Origin of the sequence: Mesorhizobium sp. CA13, from assembly GCF_020165235.1 — a bacterium.
Taxonomy (GTDB): domain Bacteria; phylum Pseudomonadota; class Alphaproteobacteria; order Rhizobiales; family Rhizobiaceae; genus Mesorhizobium.
Genome location: NZ_JAIUHS010000010.1, coordinates 198,089 through 217,892, shown reverse-complemented (window position 1 = coordinate 217,892; position 19,804 = coordinate 198,089). Strand labels below are relative to the sequence as shown.

Below are 19,804 nucleotides of genomic sequence, written 5' to 3'. Positions count from 1 at the left end.
GTCCAGGAGCCTGAATCCGGCGCCGACCAGCAAAAGGCTCGGGATACAGGCCGAGTCCGCAGCTCAACCGATGAGGAACAATATCTCCCTTTGAAAGTTCTGGCCGACCCGTGAAGGAGAATGAAAAATGTCAGAATCGCGCGAATGGCTTGTCCAATGGCTTAGGGATGCTCACGCTATGGAGGAGCAGGCCGAGACCATGTTGAATGGGCAGCTGAACCGAATTGAGAACTATCCTGAGCTCAGCGACCGGATTCGCCAGCACGTCCAAGAAACCAGACAGCAGGCTGCTCGGCTGGAAACTTGTCTCGACCGCATCGGACAAGGATCTTCCACATTGAAGGATGCCGGCGGCAAGCTGACGGCAATGGCGCAGTCGCTCAGTGGGGTCTTCGCCGGTGACGAAGTGATGAAAGGATCGCTTGCAAGCTACACGTTCGAGCACATGGAAATCGCCTCCTACACAATCCTTATCGCCGCTGCTAAATCGCTAGGCGAAGCAGAGGTCGCCGAAGTCTGCGAAGAGAACCTGCATGAGGAAGTCGCGATGGCGGACTGGCTGAAAAGCCATATTCCAGCGACAACCGAACAATTCCTCGCGCGGAGCGACTCGGAGAGTGAGAACGCCAAGCGTTGATCGGTCGGTAGTCATTTGCCGAATAAGAGATCGCGCGTTGCGCCGAGCTCGGCGCAACGCGCATTGAGGTTGAGGCGTTACCGGTGTCAAAGGCACTGAAGTAAAGGCAGTTTTCGTCAGTTTCTCCGTGCCGCGATTCATCATCCCGACATGCAGGTCGAGCCAAGGACATCTCCATCTAGCTCAAGAGCCAGGCGAAGCACGTCATGTGCGGCAAGATGTTGAGGGCCGGAATTGAACATTGACATTCCGGACGGAATTCTCTGCCATGGGGCCGTTCCTTGAGAGCCCGCCGAACTGCCGTTTACTTCGATTGTTCCTATTGCTCGCTGTTTTGCGACGGTTCCCCATCCCCAACCATCTCCGCCAGCCGGCTGAGGAAGTCCATCAAAGCAGCTTGCGGCTCGTCGATTTCGCCGCCGACGACCGAAATGCCCCAACGCCCAAGAACGGCCTCCTCCACCGGGTTTCGGCTGGTCATGAGGATGAACGAGGGCGGGCGATCTTTCTCATAGCCGGACCGATGCCACGTCTGCCAGAGACGGTGCAACAGCAACCGAATGTTTGGGTCGGAAAGGCTATAGCCAATGAAGAGGATCGTGCTGCCGAGTGCATCCGAGCGAAAACGCACGTCCAGCGGAGAATTGAAGGACAGGCGATCGAAGTAGTCCGTTTCGGTGAGGACGAGGGACGAATCCTCGTCGAAATCACCATGGAACTTGACGATGTGGGTAACGCCTTGGCGGGCCTGCGCTACATCGCGTGCATTGGCCACTTTCACGTAGTCCCGGCCGTATATCTCATAAGCCAGTTCTAGGTTCCGGTCATAATTAGTTGTGTAGATGACAGGGAAGTCGAGCCTCACGATGAGACGATGCAACTCGGATTTCTCGATCCGGTCCTTGGGGACGGACCAGTTTCTGTCCATCCAACTGCGAAGTGGCCCGATGCTGCCATGCTTGATCCGATAGTACTCGGCCAAGGTTTGAAAACGATCGCGCCGCGTGGAAAATTCGTCGTCGACGCCGAGCTCCTTTGCCATTCGCTCTATCAGCTTCTCCCAGGAGGGTAGTCCAACACTGATCGACACCCCTGCCCCAACAAACAGAATTGCGCTGCGATGGCGAATTGCGTTGGCGAGCGAATCTACAGGGTCATCGTTCATCAAGTCTTTCGAGGCCAGCCGCGCAGGTCGACCTTCCTCCCTCACATCTGGTCGTTGTTAGGCTGCTTGGTGATCCCCACCTGCGTGGCCAGCTCGGAAAACGGTGGCACACTCGCTTCGAACTGCTTGGTGTTAGCCAGCCGCAAAAGACGCAAATGGAAACACACTGCGTCGCGGTTAGCCGGCGACATGTCCTCGAAGAGGCGCTCCTCAACCGTGAACGAGGCTTCCGCGTTTTTCAACGCCGTGTCGATATCATCGACAGAGAGAAGGCCTCTGCGGACCAAGGCGTTATTGACGGCCGCGACCGCCATAAGCAAACCTTCCAATTGCAGGTTGGCGACGTTCATGGGCCATGTCCTTCATATCGTTGGAAGCCCGTCGATAGATAATCCTGCTCCGGAGGCCTTGTGCCGTGCCGGTGATGGGGTTGCCGCTTGCCAAAGCGTTTCGGCTGCGCGGCGGCGCCGCGATTGGCCTCTGGTGGCGCCATGGCTTGGATCTCCGCTGGGCTGCTGGACAACTCTCCACATGGATCGAGGTTCCGGATCGCCATGGCTGCAAGATAAAGGCAAGGCTTCAGCGGGAGCCACCCAGCGTGTCTGCCGGCGAGCCATGGGCGGGAAATCTCGCGGATGGAACCGGAATACCACATCCGAACTCAGGGCCGTTGAAGTAGCGTTCACCGTAACCATGCGCAGGGGCCACTGGGTGCCGTTGGATAGCGTTGACTTCCGGAAGCGCGAATGGGTGTGCAATTCCGGGCTGGCTGATCACCTACGAAACCTCGCTGTCCTACTACCGTCGGGCGCACGAGGTGATCGAGGTCTGGTCTTCAGACTACGATTCAACAAGCGCGTTACACGGTTCCTCCGCGAGCGCGAGCCGCCTTTCGGCAGAAGATCCAGGCCGCGTCCCGCTCGTAGCCAAAAGCAACCGTCTGCAAGGCGTTCGGCAACTTTAGAGCTCCAACTGTGCCTCCTAGATGGGCCATATAGAAACGACCAAGCTGATGCCTGCTACAGGTCTCGGGATCTCGTTTGTCGGCGACATTAGGCTGCCGCGCTCGGCAGGTCAGCAGATCCGATGGATGGGAACAACGCGGCACGGTGATGGTTCGGTGGGATCAAAGGTGACAGAGAACGACAGGTAAAAAGCCCAAACGGCACACAGAAGCCACGGAGGATCATGAAAAAGCGATCGAAGCCTCTACTTTGCGCGCAAGTGCGGCCTCACCAAAGAAGAGGCACTCAAGATGTTCAGGGAAGCCTAAATCAGGATCGATCGATGATGGACCCAAAGGCGCTCCGGCCACCGAACTGAGAAGCGATCGTCGAGCGCTCGTCTCAGCCAGCGGCGGCGCATGATCTTCTTCACCTCCGACACGCATTTCAACGATCCCCGCATTCTGCGGCTCGACCCCCGCCCCTTCAGTTCATTGGCGGCGCATGACCAGGCACTGACTGAACTTTGGAACGAGACTGTTGCTCCAAATGACGAGGTTTGGCACCTCGGCGACTTCGCCAAGGGATCGGCCGAGACAGTGTCTTCGCTGCTGTCCTGCCTCCACGGCACCAAGCACCTGATCATCGGCAACAACGACGGAGTGGTAACGCTCCGCGCTTCGGCTTGGGCTAGCGTGCAACACTACAAGGAGCTAACTGTCGAGGGCCGTTTCTTGGTTCTTTGCCACTACCCGTTCCGCACCTGGAACCAGATCGGCAAGAAATCGATAAACCTGCACGGCCATTCTCATGGCCGGCTGAAGCCAAGGACGCGCCAGCACGACGTCGGCGTGGACGCCTGGGATTTTCGCCCAGTCACTTTTGCTGCCATACAGGCCAGGCGGCGCCGCCGAGGTTAGCGCATCAGATGATCGAACGATCGACGTCTTTACGTGGTGATGCTAGCCGCAAATAGGAATCCAGAAATCCTGCCCCTGGGGTATTGCAGCCTTGCCTGGAACGCACCGCGAGTGAACCGGGACCGAGGAGCGTCCCACCCGTCTGCCGCCGTCACAACCTTTGGGACAGGCGCCGACCCCCGTCGTCACCACGGCCACCTCGCTTGAAACGAGCTTCAATCGCCGTCCTTGGCGACCTCAGTGCCACATTCTCTCTCTAAGCCACTTAAGAAACCTGTTCCCTCCGATCGACCGGCGGACTCTAGCGGCAGCCCACTGCCCTCTGAACGTGGTTCCGACGTGGCAACTGCAGACGATGTCATGCAACTCACCGTCAGACAGTTCGAAGAAGCGCTTTGCTTCCCCATAGGTGTCATCCTTCAGGCCTAACGCACGCAGTAGCGGGTCCTCGAAGGCCACTGTAATTGGCGAGCCCTCACCGCGTGCTGCGTCGAGGGCTTCCCGCTTCAGATACTCAGTGCCGGCAAGGGCTCTCAGGCGTCGCTCGGGATGTTGTTCCAGCAACTCTGCCCAGCGCTCAATGCGCTGTTGCCGGGTCATGATCGGGTATGTCGACAGGGGTTCTACTTCTGCAATTGTCTGCAGTTGGCTTAGAGTTTGGTGTTCCATCGTCGGCTCCTTTTGATCGAAGTCCCTTCCCCACAAAAACTATCGCGCGCCTACGCGCTAACAAGAGCCGGTAAGGCGGCCACTTGCCCGACATGGATTGCAAAATGACAAAAACAGCGCATTGCTCCGCCGACGCGCGAAACGATATCTCATCCCAAACCGGACCGAAGCCGTTCAGAACGAACAGCTCGCCACCCGCCCACAACAACAACTTAAATTGGTAACGCCTTATGGTCCTTTGGGGCTGCGTTTCATTTCATCGGCATGGAGGCCACTGTAATGCAGCGCTTATCGGCCGCAACGCAACCGCCGTTCAAGGCGACGCGAGCAATCGAACACCTGGACCGACTGCTCCCCCCGGGTCAAGGCAGCAAGCGCCGGCTTGACATTCTCGTGGCGTCCGCGAGATTGAGATGTTTGGCCCGGTCAATGCCGAGAGCTATCAACGTACGCGGCCTGCTGAACGCCTGTCACAAGGCGTTGCCGCTAATGACGAATGCCGGATCCATCAATATTGGTCAGCTCTATCCCCGCGTTCATGAGCTTCCCCGGCTACACCACCTACAGCGCGACCAAGGCTGCGGTCCGCTCCTTCGCGCGAACCTGGACGGCCGCGCTGAGGGACCGGGGCACGGATATTGCAGCGAACGTCCGCAATAGGACGGACAGATCGTCGGCAAAAAGAGCGACCGAATAGGGCTTCGGCGGCTCCGTCGTGGGAACGAAAAAAGAAGAGAAGCAGAACTTTCGTGTGCCATTCTTGCACACGTTCTCCCGTAACTATCTGATATTACTAACTTATCTGCCCCATCCATCATTGGGCCGGTTCCGTAACCCTCTTGGCCGCGGACGACAGGCAGAGCCGGCAGCAGACCGCGCACGGGAAGATGCGCGGCACCATCGCCGGTCCGCCAGCCCTTTCTGGCCTGTTTCTCAAACCCTTGGTCTCAAGGGCTGTACAAGATCGCTCCCGGCAATTCGATCGGCCAGTTGCTGGCGGCAACGACCGGAAATCCAAGTCAAGTTCATGACCCAGGGCAGCTTCGCCCATGGCCTTTGGTGATAGCGTCCACGAGGCGGTCCCACACACCTGCTTTCCGCCATCGGACGAAGCGATTGTAACAGGTGGTGCGTGGACCGTACCGCTCTGGTAGATCCCGCCAAGGCGCACCGGATCGCAGCAGCCAGAAGATGCCGTTTAGCACGCGCCGATCATCGACACGCGGCACCCCTCGTGGCCTTTTGGGCAAAAGTGGTTCGATCACGTGCCATTCGAAGTCGGTCAGGTCATATCGGCTCATGCAGAGTCTGGAAACAGATTCCGCTGCAATAGGAAAGCCGCCAGTCGACAATCGACCTCTTAGCGGACGTATTTGATCAATTCACAGGTGGCCGTTTTGGGAGTGCCGCAGCCACGAAGTCTTCACCTCGGAATTGCAGTGCCATTGGGTTTCAGCCGCCAGCACCCTCGTCGATGGCAAGGGAACTCGAGAGCTCGCGATAGGCATCGATCTGCTGCTGCAGAATGGCAATCTTCTGCTCTGCCGTGGCAATGGCGTCGGCACCGGCAAGGAAACGCTGGGGCAGCACGTCCTCAGCCGTGAGCGTGATTAGGGCGCGCGCAAGCTTGGCGGGATCACCCCCCTGCTTGCCGTTCTGAGAACGCCAGAAGGCGATCTGCGCCGTCCGCCGCTCATGGTAGTCCTCAACGGAGGGCGCGGCATAGTTGGTCGACTCTTCCGTGAGAAGCTCGGTGCGGAAGAAGCCCGGGTTCACGATCATCGTCTCGATGCCGAACGGCACGACTTCGGTCTGCAGCGCCTCCATCCAGCCGTCGAGGCCGAACTTCGAGGCTGAATAGGCCGTGCAGAACTCGAAACCCATTAGCCCGGCCGTCGAGGAGATCGAAATGACCCTGCCCGACCGCTGCTTGCGCATCGCTGGCAGAAAGGCCCGCGTCACGTTCATGGGACCGACGAGGCTGGTGCTGAGCTGCAGTTGCATCTGTTCGGCGGTCAACTCTTCGAAGTACCCGGCAAAGAAACTCGCCGCATTGTTGACCAGCACGTCGATGCGGCCAAACCGGTCAAGCGTGGCATGGGCAGCGGCTTCGGCGTCGGCCGCGCTCGTCACGTCCAGCTTGACAATAAGGAGGTTCTCGGACTTTCCCACGGCCCTTGCGACCTTTTCCGTGTTGCGGCCGGTTGCCACCACCTTGTGGCCCGCCGCCAATGCGGCCTTGGCGATATCCACACCGAGGCCCCGGCCTGCGCCGGTGATGAACCAAACACTCATATTGGGCTCCTGTTCTCTAGGCCGCAGCTCGGCCTCGAATTCGGACGCGATGGCCAGCAGGGACTGACGCCATGCTGGTATCCATCCGCCAGCGGACTGCGTCACTGCGGAAGGCCGGCGCCTTCGGTGATGATGCGAAATCCTTCGGTCGACTTGGTGAAAAACTGCCGGGCCGCCGTGTATTCCGGCGAGTCGTAGTAGCGCTGGGCGTCAGCAAGGCTCGGGAACTCGGCGACGGCGATCACCGATCTCGAGCTTCCTTCGATGGCAGTGACATTGGGATTGTAGACGATCACGCGGCCGCCATACTTGGTGACGAGCGGCGAGGCGGCTTCGATGTACTGCTGAAACACCGCCTGATCCTTGATGTCATAGCTGCCGATCATGTAGGCGCGGGGGGCGGCGCCCGTCGGTTCCTGAGCAAAGGCGGCCGGGCTCACGACCATGGTGAGGGCGGCGAGCGCGCCGACGATTACCTTCTTCATTTTGTTCTCCTTCAGTGGGCCAGTTGGACGGTAGGCATTGGGCGGAGAGTTGCTCCGGTGGACCGTCTGGCCTTGAGTCAGGAAGTTAGCTCCTTTAGCGGCATGCAATTAGATGGTATAATCTGCATGGGCTTAGAAATGGGATTGATGAATGCGTCGCGACAGTCTGGATGACTTCCTGACCTTCATCGCCGTCGCCCGCGAGCGCAGCTTCACCAAGGCGGCCGCCAAGCTCGGCCTGTCGCAGTCGGCTCTGAGCTATTCGATCCGCACGATGGAAGAGCGCCTCGGCGTTAGGCTGCTGACCCGCACGACCCGCAGCGTTTCGCTCACCGAAGCGGGGGATCGCCTGTTTCGAAGCATCGCTCCCAACTTCGATGAGATTGCAAGCGAGATTGCCGCCCTCAGCGCCCTGCGCGACAAGCCGGCCGGCACAGTCCGGATCACCACCGTGGAGCATGCCGGCGAGACCATCATCTGGCCTGCCATGGTCGGGCTCATGCGCGACTATCCCGACATCAGGGTCGAGATTATCCATGACTACGGCTTAGCAGACATTGCGGCCGATCGCTTCGACGCGGGTGTACGGCTTGGCGAACAGGTGGACAAGGACATGATCTCGGCGCGGATTGGGCCAGACTTCCGCATGGGGGTTGTTGTAGCGCCTTCATACTTCGTAAGCCGCTCCCGTCCGGTCACTCCTGAAGACCTTGCCGATCACGCGTGCATACCCCTGCGACTGCCCACAGGCGGCTTTGCACCGTGGGAGTTTCGCAAGCAGGGGCGGGAGTTGAAGGTGCGCGTTCAAGGACACGCCGCGTTCAACACCCTCGCGATGATCCGTCAGGCCAGCCTTGAGGGATTCGGGCTCGCCTATCTGCCCGAGGATCTGGTGGCCTACCCTCTTGAAGAGGGTCGCCTAGTGCGTGTTCTTGAGGACTGGTGCCCCGTCCGGCCGGGATATCACCTGTATTATCCAAGCCGGCGCCAACTCTCGCCGGCTTTCGCACTCGTACTGGAAACGCTGCGCTACCGCGACTGAGTGCGGTTGAAATAAGGATCGTCAGACCTTGGCGACCATTGGCGCCTGTCCAAGCCGCTCAGTACAGGAGTCGGCGTCCGTTTCCCACCGATCCCGGTCTCCCCAATTTATGAGTTCACGGCCTAGCCTTCCGCAAGCTCGGCCAGCGGCGGCTTGAGATCAAAAGACCTTACCCCCGGCTCGATCCTGCCCTTGAGCATGCGCTCCATCAGAATGGGCGCGTTGTCGGCCCCGACACACGGGAACCTTCCATCGCTCAATCTTCGAATAAAGCGATATGAACGCCCAACACTCGTGATGGAAAGAAGTAGCTCGCGCGTGCTAGCCACGCATCGGCAGATGGCTAGCTGTCGCGCTCCCATCCTTGTCGTGACGGCTCCATATAGGTCCGGAGAGTTTTAATGTCTGACCACGGTTATAATAGCGGACGGCTCGACCTTCCCTTCGTAGGGCTAAGCACGTTTGGCAAGCGACCCGTCTGCCTCGATTGGGATGAGATCGACGCAGATGTCGCGATCCTGGGCGTCCCATTCGACATGGGCACCCAATACCGCTCCGGCGCGCGTTTTGGGCCGCGAGCGATCCGCGAGGCCTCGACGCTTTTTTCCTTCGGTCATGGCGGCGCTTACGATCATGAGGACGACAAGATCTACCTAGCGCTCGACAAGGTCCGAATAGTCGACGTTGGCGATGCTGACATGGTGCACACCGATACCGCAGCCAGTCACGCGAATGCGGAAAAGGCAGTCCGCAAGATACTCGAGAGAGGCGCCCTGCCGGTCGTGCTGGGTGGTGACCACGCCATCAACATTCCATGCATCAGGGCATTCAGCGATCATGGTCCGATCCACATCGTGCAGATCGACGCGCATCTCGATTTTGTCGACGTGCGCCATGGGGTGCGCGAAGGGCACGGCAATCCCATGCGTCGCGCATCGGAGCAGCCATATGTCAGCGGCCTCAGCCAGATCGGCATCCGCAACGTCTCCTCGACGGCACGGGAGGGCTATGAGGACGCGCGGAAACGCGGCTCAACCATCCTTTCCGTCCGTCAGGCGCGCAGGCTCGGCGCCGAGGGCGTGCTAGCGACCATTCCCGCGGGAGTCCGCTATTATGTGACGATCGACATCGACGGCTTCGATCCATCCATCGCACCCGGCACAGGAACTCCCAGCCACGGAGGTTTCCTGTACTATGAAGTCATGGAGATTCTCCAAGGCTTGGTGAAACAAGGCGATGTCGTCGGCATCGATCTGGTTGAGGTCGCCCCGGCCTATGATCCCTCTGGGATCACCGGCTTCCTGGCGGCACAGGTTCTGTTGAACTTCCTTGGCTATATATTCGCGGAACGCGAAGCCCCGAGGCGCTGAAAGAAAGGGCGGCAGATGCAAAGCAGGGACCATAGGGGCCGAACTCATTTGATTCCCGCACGCAAGGGCGTTGCGGCAGGCGTCATGCAGGGGCAGGTCGTAACCGTCATCAACACCCACGGCAGCCAAGTGGTGGACACCTGGGCCTTTCGCGCCGACGACATGGCGGAATTCATGTCGATGGAGCATAGCCGCGGCGCGATGCTAAAGGTTAATCCCCGTGCGGGCGACACGCTGCTCAGCAACAAGCGGCGTCCGATGCTAACCATCCTGGAGGACACCTCAGGCGGCGTACACGATACGCTGATCGCTGCCTGCGACCGCTATCGCTATGAGCAGCTCGGACACGTTGGCCACCACGACAACTGCACGGACAACCTAGCCGGGGCTCTTGCGGCACTCGGGCTTGCGCATTCGAAAACGCCGTCACCGCTCAACCTGTTTATGAACATTCCGATCGACGGCAAAGGTTCGATCTCCTTCGACACGCCAGTCTCCACGCCCGGCTCCTACGTCAGCCTGCGTGCGGAAATGGACCTCGTGATCGCGTTCTCGGCCTGCCCCCAGGACCTCGTTCCGGTGAACGGGGCGGCCTGTGTGCCCACAGACACGCATTTTCGCATAGACGGGCCGGCCGGCCATAGCCAGGCATCCGGCCATTAAGTCTTATCCTTCTTTGACGCCACTGCGGGTTTCGCTTGGGTGGATTCCCCGGCCGCTATCCTCTTGCGCAGTTCCTGCAGGAAGATGCGTTGAGACAGCGAAGCTTTCTTGTGTTTCGGCGAGATAATGACGAATGGCGACCGTATCTGCGCTTCGGGGATCAGCAGCGCCTTCAGTCGATTCTTCTCCCTGAAGATGGACGCCATGTGATCAGGCAGGTAGCCGATATAATGGCCACTCAGGATATACATGGCCTGCGCTTCGATGTTCGAGGCGTAGGCTCCCACCTTGGCGTTCGGAATGTGCTGCAGTTCTGTTTTGTTCGCGTAGGGTCGCACCACGACAACGGCGGCCTCGACGTCCGCTTTCGTCACGATTTTCTTCGGGAACAGCGGATGTCGTTCGCTGCAATATAACGAGTTCATCTCATGATGGAATTCGGTTTGCGAATAACCCGGCAGCAGTTTGATGCGCGGAGAAATCGCGCAATCGATGCCATCCTTGGCAATGTCGGCGATGAGCTGCTCAGGTGAGCCGATCGTGACGCGCAGATCGACCTCGCTGGCTTTCCTGACGAACTGATCGATCACGTCGTCGATGCCAAGCACCGAATCTGTAACGGTCGAATCGACGATGCCAATGCGCAGGGTGCCGGTTGCGCGCAGGCGAAGCTCGCCCAATTGCTGCTCGAACGAGGAAAGGGCCGATGTCAGTGAATGGGAGTAATCGTAAACGGCCCGGCCTCTGTCGGTCAGTTCGAAGCCGCGACGGCCGCGTTGGCACAGGGAAAAGCCCAGCCGCTGCTCCAGCGCGGTAATCTGGAAACTGATGGTCGACTGGCTCATTGCCAGCGCAAGCTGCGCTCCGCTGAAACCGCCGTGCTCAACGACCGACCGGAAAACCCGCACTGCCCTAATATCGGAGGCGGACATGCGCATCTGGAAAATCCTCTAAATCGCCATGCCACTCGGCTAACAGAGTTCATATCGTGAATCTCGATGTATAGTCTATTCCTTCCATATTTATTAGAGAGTCAATCCTGACATGCTGGGCTAGGCGTAGCGGCGCCAAATTGGCCACAAGCTGCCGACGGAGTAATCCTTTTTGGCCCATGACCGTGGGGGAAAAGGGCCCTGTGATCGGGAAGCGGCAGGGCTGTGGTTCCATTGCATGTCGCGACGCAGGAACGGGAGGAATTCATGCGGTCTGTTTTGAAATCGTACTTGCCTGCATTGCTTGTTGCTTCGCTGTCGCTTGTGGCGGCTAGCGGGGCCCCGGCGGCCGACCTTCTTGACCGGATCAAGGAGAAGGGGCAGATCGTGATCGCTTCCGAAGCCAGGTATCCGCCGTTCGAATACGTCGAGAACGGCAGCATTGTCGGCTACGGCGTGGACCTGTTCAACGAGGTCATGAAAGCCCTTCCCGGTGTCAAGATAGACCGGCTTGACCTGCCGTTCCAAGGTCTGTTGCCGGGGCTTCAGACTGAGAAGTTCGACGCCATCATAACGTCGGTGACCGTCAACAAGCAGCGGTACGATACCTACCGCCTGTCCCTGCCGATCGCCGATGCATCCTTCACTTACGTCAAACGCAAAGGCGATTCCTCGCTCAAGACACCCGACGACCTCAGCGGAAAAAGCGTCGGTACCCAAGCCGGCTCCGCCCAGCTGAAAGCCACCGAGGCCTTATCCGAACAGCTCAAGTCAAAGGGCTTGGCGCCGATCACGAACATCCAGACCTATGTGGACTTCAACGAGGCCTATGCCGATCTGGCAGCCGGACGCACCGACGCGGTGGTCAATTCGCTGCCGAACTTGCTCTATCTGCAAACGCAGCGTGGCGACGCGTTCGAGACCGTGAAGACGACATTCGGAGCGCCGACCTACTTCAGCTGGGCCTTCCGGAAGGACGACGACAGCAAGTCGCTGGCCGACTTCTTCGACGACCAGTTCCGAAAGCTGGCCGCCGACGGAACGATGGCCAAGCTGCAGGAGAAATGGTTCGGCTTCACCATGAAGCTGCCGACCGACGCCTTGCCTGTACCGAAGGATTGAGGAGGCGTCTCCCCCACATCCCGTCCAGCTCTCTGGTACGTCTCTAGGTGAAGCCGTTGACCACGCTTGCCCTTATCCAAGACAACCTGCGCGTGATGCTGTGGGGCGCCGGCATGACCGTCCTGGTCTCCGGGATCGCCATCATCCTCGGCATGCCGTTGGGACTGGTCCTTTGCTTCGGTGTGTCGTCGTCCAACAGATGGGTGAGCCGGTTCTCACGCGCCTATCAAAGCGTCTGGCGCGGCACGCCGATCCTCGTGCAGTTGCTGATCATCTATTACCTGCTCCCGCTGGTCGGCATCAACGTGCCGCCCATCCTGGCCGCCATCGTCGCCCTGACGCTGAACACCATCGCCTTCCAGGCCGAGATATTCCGCGGCGGGCTCCTGGCCATTCCGCCGGGACAGATGGAAGCCGCCCGCATGGTCGGGATCCGAAAATGGGCCGCGCGCCGTACCATCCTGGTGCCGCAGATGCTCAGGCTGGTCATCCCTTCGCTCGTCAATGAGACTGTCAGCATCCTGAAGAACTCGTCGCTGGTTTCGGTCATCGCGGTGACCGAGTTGATGCGGGTAAGCCAGCAGATCGTGGCGACGACCTATCGGCCGTTTGAAACCTACATCACCGCCGGGATCATCTATATCGTTATTAATTTCCTCCTTTCGCTTGCTGGTCGCTCGGCAGAGCGGCGACTGGCGCGGGGAGGCTGAGCCCATGACACAGTTCCTCGATCTTTGGGTCCAATATGCACCTTTGATGTTGGCCGGACTGGTCACCACAGCCTGGATTTGTGCGCTGGCGACGGTACTCGGGATTGTGGTCGGTCTTGTCCTTGCCTGTCTCGACGGCATAGCGTTCGAGCCGCTGCGCTGGGCGGTTCGCGTTTATGTCGAGTTTATGCGCGGCCTGCCGATCCTGATCCTTCTGTTCGTGCTCTACTACGGCGGACCGAGCATCGGTCTCAGACTGGGAGCGCAGACGGTCGGTGTGCTCGGACTCGGCTTCTATGGCGGCGCATATTTCGCTGAAATTTTCCGATCCGGTTTCCAGTCGATCCCCAAGGGTCAGATCGAGGCGGCCCGCATCGCCGGCCTCACTGGCACGCAGATCATCCGCCATATCAAGTTGCCGCAGATGTTAGTGCTGATCACGCCGGCTATCGTGAACCAGATCATCATCCTCATAAAGGAATCGGCGGTGCTGTCGATTATCACTGTGGCGGAATTGACGAAGAATACGACCCAGTTCGTCAATGAGACCTATGCGGTCATCCAGCCCTATGTCGCAGCCGCGGTGTTGTATTGGCTGCTGGTTGAAGCCGTCGCCCAGCTCGGCAAGCTCGTCGAGCGGCGCGTGAAGTTCTAACGATCCCAGCCTGGCAACTCAACGAACGATCGGACAGACGCGATGGCCACCCTATCCCCTCAACCGATTATCGGGATCCGGGACCTGACGAAGGATTTCGGCAAGTTCCAGGCGTTGTCGGGCATCTCGCTGGACATCAACCCCTCGGAGGTCGTCTGCATCATCGGACCGTCCGGCTCCGGCAAGAGTACGCTGCTGCGCTGTACTTCCTTCTTGGAGGATTACACCAGTGGCGAGGTCGAGATCGAAGGACGCCTGCTCGGCTACCGTCGTACCGGGACTGCGCTGGTGCGTGAAAGCGAACAGAATATCGCCGCGGTGCGCCGCAACGTCGGTATGGTGTTCCAGCATTTCAACCTGTGGCCGCACATGACGGTGCTGGACAATGTCACACTCGGGCCACGCCTGACCAAGCGCATTCGCGCAGCCAAGGCTCGGGAACAGGGCCTGCATGCGCTCGCCAAAGTGGGCCTGAGGAGCTTTGCGGAGCGGTATCCTTCCCAACTCTCCGGCGGTCAGCAACAGCGCGTCGGTATCGCGCGCGCGCTCGCCATGGAACCGCATGTCATCCTTTTCGATGAGCCGACATCGGCGCTCGATCCGCAACTTGTCGGCGAGGTCCTCGACACCATGAAGCAATTGGCCCAGGAAGGCATCACCATGGTCGTCGTTACCCATGAAATGGGTTTTGCAGCCCAGGTGGCCGATCGCGTCGTGTTCATGGACCAGGGCAAAGTGGTCGAGCAGGGGCCGCCTGCAAGACTTTTCAGTGCGCCGCAGAGTCCGCGCCTGCGGGAATTCCTCGATACCTGGAGGTCTCGCAACATGCTCTTCCAGAACGATGGGCCGGGAACCGGGACAAGTGCAGAAGGAGCACGGCCATGAGCGAAGCCCTCAGCCCACTCGGCGTTCCGCGCATCTATGGCGACGTTCCGCCGTTCATGGCCTTTCCTCATGTCCGCGACCTGGCTTCTTTCGTCGCCGATGCCGTTGTGGTCGGCATGCCCTATGACGGGCTTGCCACCTTCCGCGGCGGCGCGACGCGGCGCGCGCCCCAGGAAATCCGCAAGTACTCCCTCCTGTATGGCACCTACTCTTTCGATTGGGACATGGACCTTTCAAGCCATATCGCTGTGGCCGACGCCGGTGATATCGATGTGGTGCCGGGGGACAACGCCGAAAGCTATGCTCGTCTCGGAGCCCGGCTTGGCGCGATTCAGTCCACGGGGGCGATCCCGGTGACGATCGGCGGGGACCACGGCATCAGCTATCCGGCTGTACGCGCCGTGGCCGAGGCCGGCGACGCGCCAGTCGGGTTAATCGTCTTCGACACCCATCTCGATCTCAGTGAATCCTTCGCCGGCGATCGCCTGACGCGCGCATCCCCACTGCTGCGCATCGCGGAACTGGATAAGGTCGATCCGCGGCGCATCGTGGTGATCGGGGCGCGCGGACCGCGCAACCTCCCGGAGTGGACGCCGCTCTATCGGCAGCTCGGAATCACGGTGTTCTCGATGGCTGAAGTGGAACGCCTTGGCATTGATGTTGTTGCCGAACGTGCGCGGAAGATCGCGATCGCGGACGGCGCACGCCTCTACATCAGCCTCGACATAGATGGCGTCGATCCGGCCTACGCACCGGCCACCAACAGCCCCGAATCCGGCGGTCTGACTTCACGCGAGATCATTCGCGGGGTCCGCATCGCGGCCCGTGACGGATTTTCTGGCTTTGATCTCGTCGAAGTGTCGCCGGATTTCGATTCCGCCAGCGGGACGACCTGCATTCTCGCAGCACGCCTGCTCGCAGAGGCGCTGTTCTGCCTCGCCGCAAATAAGGGCGGGAAGCAGGACGCTTGGCGCCATGCTCATGCGACAGAACGGATGAATTACAGCGGCATTTAAGCTGCGCACAGAATGCGACGGCTGCATGCGCGGAAAGGAAGGCACGATCATGAGCGATACGGAGTTCCAACCCCTCGATTCCGGCAAGGTTCCGCGCTTCGCCGGCCTCTCGACATTCATGCGCCTTCCCATGGCCCGTCCCGACCAGGTCGACATAGCACTTGTGGGCATCCCCTTCGACGGCGGCACCACCAACCGCTCGGGCGCTCGGCACGGTCCGCGCGAGATCCGCAATCAGTCCAGCTTGGTGCGGCGTGTCCATCACGTCACCGGACTTTCTCCGTTCGATCAATTGCGCGCCGGTGACTGCGGCGACGTACCGGTAAGCCCGCTTGATCTTCACGACGCGCTGGACACAATCACGGAGTTCTTCACGAAAGTTCGCGACGCCGGCGCTCGGCCGCTGGCGGTGGGCGGCGATCATTTAATCAGTCTGCCCATTCTGCGCGCCGTAGCTAACGAGCCGCTGGGCCTTGTCCATTTCGACGCCCATTCGGATACCTACGACGAGTTCTTCGGCAACCGTTACAATCACGGCACGCCGTTTCGCCGTGCGGTCGAGGAAGGTCTTCTCGACCCGAAACGAATGGTCCAGATCGGCATCAGGGGGTCAATCTCGGATGCTGGAAACTATGATTTCGCCACGCAGGCGGGCGTCCGCATCATCTTCATCGAAGAATTAATGGCGCGCGGCGTAGAGGCGGTGATTGCCGAGGCACGCTCCGTCGTCGGCGCAGCCCCCGTCTACGTCTCGTTCGATATCGACGCGCTCGATCCGTCCTTTGCCCCCGGCACGGGCACTCCCGAGATCGGCGGCATCACGACGCGCGAGGCCCAGGCCATGGTGCGCGGCCTCGCCGGCCTCGACATCATTGGCGCCGATCTGGTCGAGGTCTCGCCGCCGCTCGATCCTTCGGGCGTCACGGCGTTGACAGGTGCAACGCTCCTCTTCGAGCTGTTGTGCGTAATGGCGAGCGCGAGCAAGCCGAAGCACGCCAGATAGGGAGCGGGGTCAAGCTTTGGAACGGTAGCGGCTCGTGAACGGCCGCTATTGCAGGTCAACTGGCCGCTGCGGACACCGGCTCTCGGTCGAAGCACTACCATAGTTACTCCTGGAGAGCGTTTCTGCAGCAAGACCATTCGAAGTCGCTCAATTTGGAGACTCTGATGATTGAACGCGGAATTGGATATGTGGTTTGCGAGCAGAACCGGTTATCAAAAAAGCCAGATGATACCGAAGTAAGTATGGTCCTGCTCTTTTTGGGTTTGGTTGTCGCAAACGTTACCTTCATCGTCGCGGTGATAATGTTACTGACAAATTAAGATCCAGTACGACGGTTTGCACGACGTCTCATTTCTCTCCGACGACGTCCCTTGGCGTGGTTTCCTTGCGTTTGGCTTTGGCACGAGCTCGAAGGCACCCGCGAGCCGCCGTGGCATGGTCGCGGCCCGATGATAGGATCGAGCCTAATACGATGCTATCGGGCATGAACTTATGGCGCCAGGCGCGTCTTTCTTACCGACCCCGTTGGCACGACCGACGTTTTGAAGACTATGATACTATATTGGCGGCGGCGAAGGCTGGACTTGGTATCGCACTGTTGCGTGAACCGTTAGCACGAGCGGATTTGACGGCGGGTAGAATAGCTTATCTCAGTCCTCGTTCGGAGGACAATCCTGCGGTCCATTTTGTTTGCTTGCGAGTTGGCGAACGACGCGCGGCAGTACGGGAGTAGGCCGCTCGGCTGTCAGTTCCGGCAGGTAGCGAAGGCAAACGCAGCAGCGAAAATGTGAGATGAGGCCCTTCCGCGCCGGATTTTATGCTAGGCCCAAACAGTTCTCGATGCGCCCAGAAGGATCACCCGCAGCAGGTGAAAGAGCTACTCGACAGGCACGGCAATGACCGCACAACTCTGGAGCTGGAGGCTAAGGCGCTGAAGGGCCGGTGACGTCAATGGCTACATGGTGTCGGGCCTCTAGGGTATTGGATGCCCAACTACTACCTCGTTGCTCGGCCGCGTAGCGCAATTCCTACAGACAATCCGTCACCTGCTCACCTAGGCGATTACAGGAAAGACTATCTTTGTGATGGTGCCGTTGGCAGAGCTATCCTGCTGAACTTTGCCGCCGATCTGGCCGGTTAGTGCCTGGATCAGCTTTTGTCCCGACCCACCAGGCCGGGGACTTTGAATGCCGTGCCCGTCATCTGCCACTATAAGTCGCGCCTCGCCATAACCAATGCCGGATTCGAGTTTCACATTGATATGCCCTCCGCCCGGGCCAAAGGCATGCTTGACCGAGTTCATTACAGCCTCGTTCATAATGAGACCGAGCGGCACCGCACGTTCAATCGCGAGTTCGATCTCGTCGGCCTCGATCTCGATCGTGGCATTTTCCATCTGAGCCTGAAGCGATGCGCACAGTGCTCGCAGGTAACGCGCTACATCGACAGCTCGCAATCCTTGACCGGGTGAGAGCTGATCATGAGCAAGCGAGATGGCATTAACGCGGTTCGCGACATGTTCCAGGACGCGGTGCACTTCGGCGCTTTCAAACCGTCGTTTCTGGATGGCTATCGATGACAGGATGAGTTGGAAGTTGTTCTTTACGCGGTGCTGCATTTCTCGCAGCAGCACCTCGCGTTCCTGCGCTTGGACGATAGCTGCCGCCGTCGCTTGCGCATCGCTGGCATCAAGGGTTGGCCTTTGCACCGTAGAAGCGATGACGGCCGCAGCAGCCGTCATGAATTCGATAGTATCCTCGCCGAAATCCCGCGTGGTTGCTGAATCGACCTCCAGAACTCCCCAGGCGGCGCCCTTGATGAGGATGGGCACGTTGGCGAGTGATCTGATACCGTGGTCTTTGAGCACATCGGAAAAAGCATAGTCGCCATCTCGCTGCGCAGCGGCCCCGTCCAAGATCGCCAAGGGCTCGCCGGTCTGGTAGGTTCGTCCAGGCGGCGACCGCAGATCCGCAGAAAAGGTCGCCATGCGGACCACGCCGACCTTCCATCCGAAACCTGCTTCCATGAACAGGTCAGCCGTACGACGGCGGTAGCGCAGCACCTTCACGTGGTTGATCTCTACAGCTCGGGCGACCTGCACACAGGCTTGATCCAGGAAGCGACTGACCGGCGTTTCTTCACCGGCCAGGCGGCCGAGGTCCACAAGAATGCGAACATGTCGGCGCAACTTGGCAAGGTGGTCGGTACGGTCCACGTGCGATCCTTTCCAGATCAACGTGCGCAGTAAACGCGCGCGCCTTGAAATTGCTCCGCCGTCGTATCAGGTGCCCGGCATTCAAGCCGGCTTGGCCGCAAATCGCCTGCAAAGAAGCCTCGCAAGGTCGCGGGATGTTAGGCTGCGCCTATCAGTCGTCCGGTTGCTGCTGCGCGGTCAAAACGTCAGGACTTGATGGGCGGCGCCGTCACTCTTTGCGGCTGCTCGCCGGGACGGAAAGCGTCCTGTTGCACGAAAAGCTGGTCAGGTTTGGCTGGCTCCCGAGGGGCCGGTGGCAACATTGGATCGACCCAGAGTGCATCGTGGAGAGAGCTGGGGAAATCTGAGGTTATGATCGAGCTGAACTTGCCTCGTCCCTTGCCTCCGCGATCTTATCGAGGACAACTTCAGGCGCCACGTCGCGCTTCAACTCCGCCAACTCGTCGTCTGTTTCTCTGCGGACATGCAAGTGTCTGGCTATTTCCTCGACCATCTTGATCAGCTTCGTGGTCTCGTGTTCGTTCAGCAGGCTCACCTGAAGGTCTAAGTCTGCCCGGGCATCATCCTGAGCCGCCATCCGGTTCTGGTTTATCAGCACGAAAGTGGAGAGGAAGATTGCCTCCACCGATGCGAACATCGCCAGAATTACCAAGGACGGATCCCAAGGCTCAATTAGGCCAACAGGTGCAACGTTGAGGAAGATCCACACGCCAAAAAAGACGAGATGAAGGTAGACGAACATCATGCTGCCGGCGAATCCGCTAAGCGCCGCTGCCGCCCGTTCCTCGATCGAGGCTTGCTTTGCCTCCTGCTTCCTTCGTTCGACAATTGCTTCAATGTTCCGGGCCAGTGCCGGAGCGAGTCCCTCGGCAGATGGCCTGGTTGGGGTGATGCTATTCCTATCCGCATCCGAGTCGCTGAGGTTCATAGGGTTCTCCGTTCGCAGTCAGCCCCAACTCAAATTCGGCACTGCATGCTCCCTGAAGTTGGCTAATCGAATCGAGGGGAGACCACCATGTCGCCAACCATCTCTTCGAGCCTACAGGTTTGCATCAGCCGATGTCTCCAATGGAACG

General features: G+C 59.4%; 21 protein-coding genes and 2 pseudogenes. 13 read left to right on the top strand and 10 right to left on the bottom strand.

Annotated features, from left to right (window positions below; all coding sequences use genetic code 11):
• Window positions 1-127 precede the first annotated feature (127 nt).
• Complete coding sequence (locus LB566_RS22290; protein ID WP_224626990.1) at window positions 128-637, top strand: ferritin-like domain-containing protein; 510 nt, start codon at window positions 128-130, stop codon at window positions 635-637.
• A 90-nt stretch (window positions 638-727) separates the two neighbouring features.
• Here LB566_RS22290 and LB566_RS22285 read toward each other — a convergent pair.
• The 3 genes and pseudogenes from LB566_RS22285 to LB566_RS22275 all read right to left on the bottom strand — a co-directional run.
• Window positions 728-885 (bottom strand): annotated as a pseudogene (locus LB566_RS22285) (NADH-quinone oxidoreductase subunit D); the annotation flags it as partial.
• A gap of 71 nt (window positions 886-956) precedes the next feature.
• The gene (locus LB566_RS22280) at window positions 957-1,802 is read right to left on the bottom strand and encodes an SIR2 family NAD-dependent protein deacylase (RefSeq protein WP_224626988.1); all 846 of its coding nucleotides are present in this window, start codon (window positions 1,800-1,802) and stop codon (window positions 957-959) included.
• A 41-nt stretch (window positions 1,803-1,843) separates the two neighbouring features.
• Complete coding sequence (locus tag LB566_RS22275) at window positions 1,844-2,152, bottom strand: hypothetical protein (RefSeq protein ID WP_224626986.1); 309 nt, start codon at window positions 2,150-2,152, stop codon at window positions 1,844-1,846.
• 1,013 nt (window positions 2,153-3,165) lie between these two features.
• Between LB566_RS22275 and LB566_RS22270 the strand changes: the two genes are divergently transcribed.
• Complete coding sequence (locus LB566_RS22270; protein ID WP_224626984.1) at window positions 3,166-3,666, top strand: metallophosphoesterase family protein; 501 nt, start codon at window positions 3,166-3,168, stop codon at window positions 3,664-3,666.
• Between the two features lie 237 nt (window positions 3,667-3,903).
• Here the strand turns inward: LB566_RS22270 and LB566_RS22265 are convergent, their stop codons facing one another.
• Entirely contained in the window at window positions 3,904-4,335 is a 432-nt protein-coding gene (locus LB566_RS22265) for a hypothetical protein (RefSeq protein ID WP_224626982.1), read from the bottom strand.
• Between the two features lie 496 nt (window positions 4,336-4,831).
• Here LB566_RS22265 and LB566_RS30595 point away from each other — a divergent pair, with 496 nt between their 5' ends.
• A complete protein-coding gene (locus LB566_RS30595; RefSeq protein WP_224626980.1) occupies window positions 4,832-5,032 on the top strand; it encodes an SDR family NAD(P)-dependent oxidoreductase in 201 nt (66 codons plus the stop codon).
• 358 nt (window positions 5,033-5,390) lie between these two features.
• On the opposite strand, the pseudogene LB566_RS22255 reads toward LB566_RS30595, so the two are convergent.
• From LB566_RS22255 to LB566_RS22245, 3 genes and pseudogenes are all read right to left on the bottom strand, one after another.
• A pseudogene (locus LB566_RS22255) lies at window positions 5,391-5,636 on the bottom strand (IS5 family transposase); the annotation flags it as partial.
• Window positions 5,637-5,787: 151 nt separating this feature from the next.
• Entirely contained in the window at window positions 5,788-6,630 is an 843-nt protein-coding gene (locus LB566_RS22250; RefSeq protein WP_140551995.1) for an SDR family oxidoreductase, read from the bottom strand.
• A gap of 101 nt (window positions 6,631-6,731) precedes the next feature.
• On the bottom strand, window positions 6,732-7,115 hold the full coding sequence (locus LB566_RS22245; RefSeq protein WP_140551959.1) for a DUF1330 domain-containing protein: 384 nt from the start codon (window positions 7,113-7,115) through the stop codon (window positions 6,732-6,734).
• A 151-nt stretch (window positions 7,116-7,266) separates the two neighbouring features.
• Between LB566_RS22245 and LB566_RS22240 the strand changes: the two genes are divergently transcribed.
• The 3 genes from LB566_RS22240 (at window position 7,267) to LB566_RS22230 (ending at window position 10,190) form a co-directional block, all read left to right on the top strand.
• Window positions 7,267-8,157, top strand: coding sequence for a LysR family transcriptional regulator (locus tag LB566_RS22240; protein WP_140551958.1), 891 nt, complete (start codon window positions 7,267-7,269; stop codon window positions 8,155-8,157).
• A gap of 401 nt (window positions 8,158-8,558) precedes the next feature.
• Window positions 8,559-9,527, top strand: a complete 969-nt coding sequence (gene speB / locus LB566_RS22235; protein WP_140551957.1) for an agmatinase — start codon at window positions 8,559-8,561, stop codon at window positions 9,525-9,527.
• Window positions 9,528-9,542: 15 nt separating this feature from the next.
• Window positions 9,543-10,190, top strand: a complete 648-nt coding sequence (locus LB566_RS22230) for a DUF1989 domain-containing protein (protein ID WP_140551956.1) — start codon at window positions 9,543-9,545, stop codon at window positions 10,188-10,190.
• Here the strand turns inward: LB566_RS22230 and LB566_RS22225 are convergent.
• Window positions 10,187-11,128, bottom strand: a complete 942-nt coding sequence (locus LB566_RS22225; RefSeq protein ID WP_140551955.1) for a LysR family transcriptional regulator — start codon at window positions 11,126-11,128, stop codon at window positions 10,187-10,189. The genes LB566_RS22230 and LB566_RS22225 overlap by 4 nt on opposite strands.
• A 228-nt stretch (window positions 11,129-11,356) precedes the next feature.
• Between LB566_RS22225 and LB566_RS22220 the strand changes: the two genes are divergently transcribed.
• From LB566_RS22220 to LB566_RS22190, 7 genes are all read left to right on the top strand, one after another.
• On the top strand, window positions 11,357-12,244 hold the full coding sequence (locus LB566_RS22220; protein WP_224626978.1) for a transporter substrate-binding domain-containing protein: 888 nt from the start codon (window positions 11,357-11,359) through the stop codon (window positions 12,242-12,244).
• A 56-nt stretch (window positions 12,245-12,300) separates the two neighbouring features.
• A complete protein-coding gene (locus LB566_RS22215; protein ID WP_224626976.1) occupies window positions 12,301-12,954 on the top strand; it encodes an amino acid ABC transporter permease in 654 nt (217 codons plus the stop codon).
• A gap of 4 nt (window positions 12,955-12,958) precedes the next feature.
• Window positions 12,959-13,609 (top strand): amino acid ABC transporter permease, encoded by a 651-nt coding sequence (locus tag LB566_RS22210; RefSeq protein WP_140551954.1) that lies wholly within the window; start codon window positions 12,959-12,961, stop codon window positions 13,607-13,609.
• Window positions 13,610-13,651: 42 nt separating this feature from the next.
• A complete protein-coding gene (locus LB566_RS22205) occupies window positions 13,652-14,494 on the top strand; it encodes an amino acid ABC transporter ATP-binding protein (protein WP_263493257.1) in 843 nt (280 codons plus the stop codon).
• On the top strand, window positions 14,491-15,510 hold the full coding sequence (locus LB566_RS22200; protein WP_140551953.1) for an agmatinase family protein: 1,020 nt from the start codon (window positions 14,491-14,493) through the stop codon (window positions 15,508-15,510). Before LB566_RS22205 ends, LB566_RS22200 begins: the two co-directional genes overlap by 4 nt.
• A gap of 49 nt (window positions 15,511-15,559) precedes the next feature.
• Complete coding sequence (gene speB, locus LB566_RS22195; RefSeq protein ID WP_140551952.1) at window positions 15,560-16,513, top strand: agmatinase; 954 nt, start codon at window positions 15,560-15,562, stop codon at window positions 16,511-16,513.
• Window positions 16,514-16,985: 472 nt separating this feature from the next.
• Window positions 16,986-17,246, top strand: a complete 261-nt coding sequence (locus LB566_RS22190; protein WP_140551951.1) for a LysR substrate-binding domain-containing protein — start codon at window positions 16,986-16,988, stop codon at window positions 17,244-17,246.
• Between the two features lie 321 nt (window positions 17,247-17,567).
• Here LB566_RS22190 and LB566_RS22185 read toward each other — a convergent pair whose 3' ends face one another.
• Window positions 17,568-18,728: a sensor histidine kinase gene (locus LB566_RS22185; protein ID WP_224626972.1), complete on the bottom strand. Its 1,161-nt coding sequence runs from the start codon at window positions 18,726-18,728 to the stop codon at window positions 17,568-17,570.
• A gap of 349 nt (window positions 18,729-19,077) precedes the next feature.
• The gene (locus tag LB566_RS22180) at window positions 19,078-19,656 is read right to left on the bottom strand and encodes a DUF1003 domain-containing protein (RefSeq protein WP_140551949.1); all 579 of its coding nucleotides are present in this window, start codon (window positions 19,654-19,656) and stop codon (window positions 19,078-19,080) included.
• Window positions 19,657-19,804: the final 148 nt, after the last annotated feature.